Below are 8,706 nucleotides of genomic sequence, written 5' to 3'. Positions count from 1 at the left end.
CCTTCGGTCTTTCGTGTTTCCAGCTTAGCAGATCCGTTTTCCGTTTCCGCCACCCGCTGGAGCGGGCTGCCGGCCTGTTCTTCGCTTTCGCGTTTCCCTTTCCGGCGATTCCGACTTTATCAGATTCATTTCGGCCGACCTAATCGGTGGCTTCGTGATTCGAATAAGGAATCGGGGTGGCTCCGTGGAAATCGACTTCCCGACCGGAGCGAGAGAGATTCTAGCTGCTGGCCTTCGGACTTGTCCAATCCCAGGCAACCGTTTGAATCTACCTCCCCACAGCCACCGTGTCAACAGTTCCTGCGGGCGAAGAGGAGACTAGCAGGTCAGCGGGGTCGTACGCACATCAGGCCGCGGTCGGCAGCTCGGCGCTGCGGTCGGGCTCCTCGACGTCGCCCGTGTCCCCGGCTCGGGCGGCTCGGCCTCCGAGGACGTAGACGTAGGCGAGAAATGCCAGTTCAGCGGCGACACCGATGGTGATGCGAGCCCAGGTCGGCAGGCCCGATGGGGTGACGAAGCCTTCGATCAGGCCCGAGACGAAGAGGACCAGGGCCAGGCCGATGGCCATTCCGACGGCCGCGCGGCCCTGCTGGGCGAGGGCCGCTCGCCGGGTCATGGGGCCGGGGTCGACCAGGGTCCAGCCGAGGCGGAGGCCGGTGCCCGCGGCGACGAAGACCGCTGTCAGTTCGAGCAGGCCGTGCGGGAGGACCAGGCCGAGGAAGACGTCGAGGCGGCCGGCGGAGGACATGAGGCCGATGCCGACGCCGAGGTTGAGCATGTTGAGGAAGAGGATCCAGAGCACCGGGACACAGAGGAACGCGCCGAGGACCAGGCAGAGGGCGGCGGCCTGAGCGTTGTTCGTCCAGACCTGGGCTGCGAAGGAGGTCGCCGGGTGGCTCGAGTAGTACGTCTCGTACTCGCCGCCGGGGCGGGTCATCTGGCGGAGTTCGGCGGGGGCGCCGATCGCGGACTGGACCTCCGGGTGCGTACCGATCCACCAGCCGATGATCGCCGCGAGGAGGGTGGAGAGGACCGCCGTCGGGACCCACCAGTGGCGCGACCGGTAGACGGCCGCGGGGAAGCCGGCCGTCAGGAAGCCGGCGGCGTCCCGCCAAGAGGAGCGACGGGTGCCCGTGACCGTGGCGCGGGCGCGGGCGACGAGCTGGGTGAGCCGGGCCGTCAGCAGGGGGTCCGGGGCGCTGCTCTGGATCAGCGAGAGGTGGGTCGCCGTGCGCTGGTAGAGGGCGACGAGTTCGTCGGCCTCGGCACCACTGAGTTTGCCGCCCCGGCGCAGGAGGTGGTCGAGGCGGTCCCACTCGTCGCGGTGGGCGGTGACGTAGACGTCGAGGTCCATGATCGGCTGCTGCTCCAGGCACTGGTGCGTACGGGTCCGTACTACTGCGGCGCGCTGCGGGTCAGCTTGGCAGACTGTCGTACAGAGGGGCCGGGAAGGTCGGAGAAGGGTGGGCGTCGTGAGCGGGGTTGTGACGGGGGATGCCGTCGTACTGGGGTTGCGGCCCGCACGGCTGCCGAGCCGGGCTCTGGCGCTGTTCATCGATCTGCTGGTGGTGTGGGCGGCATATCTGTTGATCACGATCGGGCTCGTGGTGGCCACGGCTTCGCTGGACGAGGCCGCGCAGACGGCGCTGTCCATCGCCTCCTTCGTGCTCGTGCTGGTCGGGGCGCCGATCGCGGTGGAGACGCTGTCGCACGGGCGGTCGCTCGGGAAGATGGCCTGCGGGCTGCGGGTGGTGCGGGACGACGGAGGACCGATCCGGTTCCGGCACGCGTTGGTGCGCGGGGCGATAGGGGTCGTGGAGATCCTCATGACGTTCGGGGTGGTCGCCTGTATCGCTTCGCTGGTGTCGGAGCGTGAGCGGCGGATCGGAGACGTCTTCGCCGGGACGCTGGTCGTACGGGAACGGGTGCCGGCTGCTCGGACCGCCGCCGTTCCTCCTCCCCCGCCGTGGCTGGTGGGGCGGTTCTCGGAGTTGGATCTGTCGGCTGTGCCGGAGGCGCTGTGGTTGGAGATACGTCAGTACTTGACGCGGATGCGGCAGCTGGACCCGGCCGTGGGGCGGCAGCTCGCGGAGCGGCTCGCCGATGAGCTGGTGACGCGGACGGGGACGCCTCCGCCGCCGGGGGTGCCCGCGGCGGAGTATCTGGCGGCCGTGGTGGCTGAGCGGCAGGCGAGGGACGCTCGGCGGGCCTTCGCCGCTGCCGGGCATGCCGCGCGCGCGGCGGCTCCCGGGTTCGTGGCACCTGAGGCGGTGGGGCCGGTGGGGCCGGTGGGGCCGGGATCGGCAGTCCCCGCCGCCACCGTCGCCCCTGTTCTCCCGGCGGCTCCGGTAGCGGGCCCGGCGTCGGCGCCGGCCGACGATGTGAAGGCGACGGGGTTCGCTCCACCCGCGTAGCCCGGCGCGGGGCGTGGGTCAGGGGAAGACGGACGGCGGGGTCTCGAGGGCCTCGAGTTCGATGCCGGGGGCGGAGAGCACCACGTCGCCGGTGATGTGGAGGGTGCGCTGTTCGCCCGTGTCCAGGGCGTTGACCTGGTACTCGTCCACGATCAGCGGGCCGTTGTCAGTGGCGTGCGCTTCACTCTTCACCAGGGCCCAGGACTGGTCGAGCGTGAGGGGGGCGAGCACCGGATCCGTGAAGGCGACGAGCCGGATGCGGGTCGCGGGGGAAGCGGGGGTGAGGCGCAGAAGTCGCGTGATGGCGATGAGGAACGCCGGGGACGTGCCGGTGAAGGCGTGGGCGCGCACATTGCCTTCGGTGGCATGGGTGCCGGTGGGGTCGGTACGGACCCAGCTGACGCCGTCGAGGGCGGCGCCGCGGACCTGCCAGCTCGCGGCGTGGAGTTCGAGGCGGATGGGGCGGCCGAGTTCGTCGATGGCCAGGTCGACGGAGCCGGCGTGTTCGCCGGAGGGGGTGGTGGTCTGTGAGACGTAGCGCCAGCCGGAGGGGCCGGGCGCGCAGTTGAAGTGCTCTTCACCGAGGGGGGTGTGATCGTGCGGATCATGGAGCGAATAGCGGCCGCGGGGCATGGGTCCTCGGGGTGCTCTCTGGGGCGGTGGGTCCGGGTGCGGGCCTGACGTCCGGTGGCGGACGAGGCAGGCCCCCGACACGGGGGTGCGGGGGCCTGCCTGATTCCTCTACGGATGCCTGGGACGGGTGTGCGTCAGTGCACGGGCGCCGTCGGGCTGGGGATCAGTAGCGGTAGTGGTCCGGCTTGTACGGGCCCTCGACCTCGACACCGATGTAGGCGGCCTGCTCGGGGCGGAGGGTCGTCAGCTTCACACCGAGCGCATCCAGGTGGAGGCGGGCGACCTTCTCGTCGAGGTGCTTGGGAAGCACGTACACGTCGGTCGGGTACTGCTCCGGCTTGGTGAAGAGCTCGATCTGGGCCAGGGTCTGGTCCGCGAAGGAGTTCGACATCACGAACGACGGATGCCCGGTCGCATTGCCCAGGTTCAGCAGCCGGCCCTCCGACAACACGATGACGACCTTGCCGTCGGGGAACGTCCAGGTGTGGACCTGCGGCTTGACCTCATCCTTCACGATCCCCGGAATCCGGGCGAGACCGGCCATGTCGATCTCGTTGTCGAAGTGGCCGATGTTCCCGACGATCGCCTGGTGCTTCATCCTGGCGATGTCCGACGCCATGATGATGTCCTTGTTGCCGGTCGTGGTGATGAAGATGTCGGCCGTCTCCACCACATCGTCCAGCGTCGCGACCTGGTAACCGTCCATCGCCGCCTGCAGCGCACAGATCGGGTCGATCTCCGTGACGATCACCCGGGCGCCCTGGCCGCGCAGCGACTCCGCGCAGCCCTTGCCCACATCGCCGTAACCGCACACGACGGCGGTCTTGCCGCCGATCAGCACGTCGGTCGCCCGGTTGATGCCGTCGATCAACGAGTGGCGGCAGCCGTACTTGTTGTCGAACTTCGACTTCGTCACGGCGTCGTTCACATTGATCGCCGGGAAGAGGAGGGAGCCGGCCTGCTGCATCTCGTACAGACGGTGGACACCGGTCGTGGTCTCCTCCGTCACGCCGCGGATCTCCGACGCGAGCTGGGTCCACTTCTGCGGGTTCTCGCCGAGGGTGCGGTTGAGGAGGCGGAGGATGTGGGCGTACTCCTCGCTGTCCGCGGTGGACGGGTCCGGGGCGGAGCCGGCCTTCTCGAACTCGACGCCCTTGTGGACGAGGAGGGTGGCGTCGCCACCGTCGTCCAGGATCATGTTCGGGCCGCCGGTGGGGGTGTTCGGCCAGGTCAGCGCCTGCTCCGTGCACCACCAGTACTCCTCGAGGGTCTCGCCCTTCCAGGCGAAGACCGGGACGCCCGCGGGGGCGTCGGGGGTGCCGTTCGGGCCGACCGCGATGGCCGCGGCGGCGTGGTCCTGGGTGGAGAAGATGTTGCAGGAGGCCCAGCGGACCTCGGCGCCGAGGGCGACCAGGGTCTCGATCAGGACGGCCGTCTGCACGGTCATGTGCAGCGAGCCGGTGATCCGCGCGCCGGCCAGCGGCTGCTGCTCCGCGTACTCGCGACGGATCGACATCAGGCCGGGCATCTCGTGCTCGGCGAGGGTGATCTCCTTGCGGCCGAAGGCGGCCAGGGACAGGTCGGCGACCTTGAAGTCCTGCTGGTTGGCGACAGTCGTCATGACTGGGCTGCTCCTCGTGGATCGGGTTCGAGGGTGGGTTGAGGCGCCTGACACCGCAGCTCGGGGCACACGGGCATACGAATGCCCGGTGCTTCCACGGTGCAGTCGTCGGAGGCCCTCTCTCCCTCGGCCGGTCCTTGCGGACCGCCCGACCGCCATCAGCAGCGACGTCTGGCTGGTCACGAATCTACACCGATCACCGCAGCGACCCACAGTCCGCCCAGGCCCGGGATTCGGCCGGTTCGGGGCTCGACACCGCGTCACGGGAGCCTCTGACGGCCTCGCGGCGGGGCAGGAACGGGATGGGAGCGTCGTGGGCGCGGGCCGGGAGAGGGCTGGCGTCGGGGCACGGGGTCCGGACAACAGGAGCGTTCCGGACTTTTGGCGGCGGGCCTGGCAAGGGCAGGGTTCCGAAGTTCGTCCAGCCGATCATGCCGATCATCGTGATCCCGATCGCGGCGACGACGGCGCTGGGGCTCTTCTTCGTCCAGGTGATCGGCCGGCCGATCACCTGGGTCTTCGAGCATCTGACGGACTGGCTCGGCGGGATGACCGGAACCAGCGCCATCCTGCTGGGGGCGATTCTCGGCCTGATGATCGCCTTCGACATGGGCGGGCCGGTCAACAAGACGGCGTTCCTCTTCGGTGCCGGGCTGATAGCGACCGGGAACCAGACCGTCATGGGCATGTGCGCGGCCGCCATCCCGGTCATGCCCCTCGGCCAGGGCCTCGCGACGCTGATCCGGCGCAAGCTGTACTCGGAGCAGGAGCGGGAGACCGGTATGGCCTCGCTCTTCATGGGCATGTTCGGCATCTCCGAGGGCGCCATCCCCTTCGCCGCGGCGCGGCCCGCGCAGGTCATCCCCGCCAACATGCTGGGGGGCGCGGTCGCCGGAGCGGTCGCCGGCATGGCCGGCGTGACGGACGCGGTGCCGCACGGCGGGCCGATCGTCGCGGTGCTCGGCGCGGTGGGCGGAGTGCCGATGTTCTTCCTCGGCGTCGCCGTCGGCACGGTGGTCACCGCGATCACCACCAATGCCCTGATCGACATCAGGGAGCGGAGGAACCGCGGGGCGGTGGCGGCCGGGGCGCCCGAGCCGGTGTTCGCGGGTGCGGGAGTGGGTGTGGGTGCGGGTGTGGGTGCGGGTGTGGGCGCGACCGGCGCCGGTACGCCTCCGGAGTCCGCCGCGGCCGTCTCCGTACCGCAGCGCGCGCCGGCCCCTGTCTCGGCCGACGCGCCCGCCGCTGTTCCGGCCGGGGAGAGCGACGAGGTGCTGTCGGGGTATCTCACCGCGCGGACCGTGAACGTCCCGGCTCGCCGCCGATGACAAGGACGCCGCCATCCGCGAGATGGCGGCGATGCTCGCCACCACCGGAAAGGTCGCCGACCTCGACGGGCTCGTGCGGGCCGCCTTCGCCCGTGAGGAGCGGGGCACGACCGGACTCGGCGAGGAGATCGCCATCCCGCACGCCAAGACCGATGCCGTGACGGCGCCGATCGTGGGCTTCGCGCGGTCGCCCGAGGGTGCGGAGTGGGGTTCGCTGGACGGGACGAAGGCCCGGCTGATCTTCATGATCACCGTGCCGGAGGCGGCCGCGGGCTACGAGCATCTGCGGATCCTCGCGCTGCTCCCCCGCAAGCTGATGGACCCGATCTTCAGGGAGCGGTTGCAGGAGGCGCCGGACCAGGCGGAGATCCTGCGGGTGCTCGGCGAGATCGGGTGAGCACGCACACGGGAAAGGCCCCGGACCGCTCGGTCCGGGGCCTTTCCCGTGCGTTCGGTGGCGCGGGTCAGTGGCCCGTGCCGCCCGGGGACTTGGCGGGGTTCAGGCCGGCGGACGCGGCGCTCTCGCTGTAGATGTCCGGCTCCAGGTAGATGACCCGGGCGATGGGGACGGCGGCGCGGATGCGCTCCTCGGCCGCGTTGATGGCGGCGGCCACCTCGGTGGCCGTGTCGTCGTGCTGGACGGCGACCTTGGCGGCGACGAGGAGCTCCTCCGGGCCGAGGTGGAGGGTGCGCATGTGGATGAGGCGGGTGACGGTCTCGCCGTCGACGACCGCCTCCTCGATCCGCTTCACCTCGTCGACGCCCGCGGCCTCGCCGAGCAGCAGCGACTTGGTCTCGGCGGCGAGGATGATCGCGATCAGGATGAGCAGCACACCGATGCAGAGGGTGCCGATGCCGTCCCAGAGGCCGTCACCGGTGGCGAGTGCCAGGCTGACACCGGCGAGGGCGAGGACCAGACCGACGAGAGCGCCGAGGTCCTCCAGGAGGACGACCGGCAGCTCGGGGGCCTTCGCCCGGCGGACGAAGTCCTTCCAGGACAGGCCGCCGCGAATCTCGTTGGACTCCTTGATGGCGGTGCGGAAGGAGAACGACTCGGCGATGATCGCGAAGACGAGGACGCCGACCGGCCAGTACCAGGCCTCGATCTCGTGCGGGTGCTTGATCTTCTCGTAGCCCTCGTAGATGGCGAACATGCCACCGACGGAGAAGAGCACGATGGAGACGAGGAAAGCGTAGATGTACCGCTCGCGGCCGTAGCCGAAGGGGTGTTGGGGAGTCGCCTCGCGCTGGGCCTTCTTGCCGCCGAGCAGGAGCAGTCCCTGGTTGCCGGAGTCGGCGAGCGAGTGGACGCTCTCGGCCAGCATCGAGGACGAACCGCTGAAGAGGAACGCCACGAACTTGGCTACCGCGATCGCGAGGTTGGCGGCGAGTGCCGCCACGATCGCCTTGGTTCCGCCTGACGCGCTCATGGGTGTACGTGTTCCCTTCGTCGGTACCTGGTCCGGTGTGCCGCTGTTCGGCCGCACCTTTTTACATCAGGCCACGACCGTGGCGCGGAACACGGTGCCCGTACCGGACAGTTCGGCCTTTTCGCCCGCCGGTACGAAGACGGACTCGCCCGGGGCCAGGGTCACTTCGCCCGCCTTGGGCCGGCCGGCTACGGCGAGCAGGATCTGCGGGGTGGGGGCGGTGACATCGGTCGGGGCGGCGCCCTCGGCCCGTACGAAGCGGGAGAGGCGGAACTCGTCGATGGGGGTGTCGTAGACCTCCTCACCGGAGGGGGAGGCCTCGGGGCGCAGGATGCCCGGGTCGGTGGGCTCGAAGCGGACGATCCGCAGCAGCTCGGGGACGTCGACGTGCTTGGGGGTCAGACCGCAGCGCAGCACGTTGTCGGAGTTGGCCATGATCTCGACGCCGAGGCCGTCGAGGTAGGCGTGCGGCACGCCCGCGCCGAGGAAGAGCGCTTCGCCGGGCTGGAGCCGGACGTGGTTGAGGAGCATGGCGGCGATGACGCCGGGGTCGCTCGGGTAGTGGTGGGCGATGGCGGCGTACGGGGCGTGGGCGCCGCCCAGGCGGGTGGCGGCGGCCGTGGCCTCGGCGACGGTGTGGGCCATCTCCTCGCGGTCGGCGGTCAGCAGCGCCGTCAGGACCTCGCGCAGCGCGGCCTCTTCGGGGTGCGCGTGCAGCAGGTCGACGTACGGCTTGAGGGAGTCGACGCCGAGCGCGGCGAGGGCGTCGGCGGCCTCGATGGGGTCGCGGAATCCGCACAGTCCCTCGAAGGGCGTGAGAGCGCAGATGAGTTCGGGCTTGTGGTTGGCGTCCTTGTAGTTGCGCCGCGGGTCGTCGAGAGCGACACCGGCCGCCTCCTCGGCGGCGAACCCGGCCTTCGCCTGGGCGAGGTCGGGGTGGACCTGGAGGGAGAGCGGGGCGCCGGCGGCGAGCAGCTTGAGGAGGAAGGGCAGACGCGGCCCGAACTTCTCGACGGCCGCGGCTCCGAGTTCGCGTACGGGATCGGCGTCGACGACCTCGTTGAGGGGTCCGCGCTCGGTGCGGGAGGGAGCGCCGGGGTGGGCGCCCATCCACATCTCGGCCTGGGGTTCACCGGTGGGGGTGGTACCGAGCAGTTCCGGGATGGCCGTCGTGGAGCCCCAGGCGTAGGGACGGACGGTGTTGGCGAGGCGGTCCATCGAGCGTTCCAGCTTTCCTCGGTGCGGGGTCGGGGGGCGGTGCGGGCGGGGCGTCAGGGGCG

Annotated in this window: 6 protein-coding genes and 1 pseudogene; 2 read left to right on the top strand and 5 right to left on the bottom strand. The window is 70.4% G+C overall.

What is annotated here, in order from left to right:
- Nucleotides 1–346: 346 nt before the first annotated feature.
- Nucleotides 347–1,354, bottom strand: a complete 1,008-nt coding sequence (locus J7E93_RS36425) for a stage II sporulation protein M (RefSeq protein ID WP_215074326.1) — start codon at nucleotides 1,352–1,354, stop codon at nucleotides 347–349.
- 118 nt (nucleotides 1,355–1,472) lie between these two features.
- Here J7E93_RS36425 and J7E93_RS36420 point away from each other — a divergent pair, with 118 nt between their 5' ends.
- Nucleotides 1,473–2,414: an RDD family protein gene (locus J7E93_RS36420; RefSeq protein WP_215074325.1), complete on the top strand. Its 942-nt coding sequence runs from the start codon at nucleotides 1,473–1,475 to the stop codon at nucleotides 2,412–2,414.
- A gap of 18 nt (nucleotides 2,415–2,432) precedes the next feature.
- Here the strand turns inward: J7E93_RS36420 and J7E93_RS36415 are convergent, their stop codons facing one another.
- The gene (locus tag J7E93_RS36415; protein WP_215074324.1) at nucleotides 2,433–3,047 is read right to left on the bottom strand and encodes a hypothetical protein; all 615 of its coding nucleotides are present in this window, start codon (nucleotides 3,045–3,047) and stop codon (nucleotides 2,433–2,435) included.
- A gap of 163 nt (nucleotides 3,048–3,210) precedes the next feature.
- On the bottom strand, nucleotides 3,211–4,668 hold the full coding sequence (ahcY, locus tag J7E93_RS36410) for an adenosylhomocysteinase (protein ID WP_215074323.1): 1,458 nt from the start codon (nucleotides 4,666–4,668) through the stop codon (nucleotides 3,211–3,213).
- 398 nt (nucleotides 4,669–5,066) lie between these two features.
- Here ahcY and J7E93_RS36405 point away from each other — a divergent pair.
- Nucleotides 5,067–6,393 (top strand): annotated as a pseudogene (locus J7E93_RS36405) (fructose-specific PTS transporter subunit EIIC); the annotation flags it as partial.
- A 67-nt stretch (nucleotides 6,394–6,460) separates the two neighbouring features.
- Here J7E93_RS36405 and J7E93_RS36400 read toward each other — a convergent pair.
- Both J7E93_RS36400 and manA read right to left on the bottom strand, forming a co-directional pair.
- Nucleotides 6,461–7,426, bottom strand: coding sequence for a cation diffusion facilitator family transporter (locus J7E93_RS36400; RefSeq protein ID WP_215074322.1), 966 nt, complete (start codon nucleotides 7,424–7,426; stop codon nucleotides 6,461–6,463).
- 66 nt (nucleotides 7,427–7,492) lie between these two features.
- Entirely contained in the window at nucleotides 7,493–8,644 is a 1,152-nt protein-coding gene (gene manA, locus J7E93_RS36395) for a mannose-6-phosphate isomerase, class I (protein ID WP_215074327.1), read from the bottom strand.
- Nucleotides 8,645–8,706 lie beyond the last annotated feature (62 nt).

It is taken from the genome of Streptomyces sp. ISL-36 (assembly GCF_018614205.1).
GTDB lineage: Bacteria > Actinomycetota > Actinomycetes > Streptomycetales > Streptomycetaceae > Streptomyces.
This window is presented reverse-complemented; position numbering and strand designations above follow the sequence as displayed.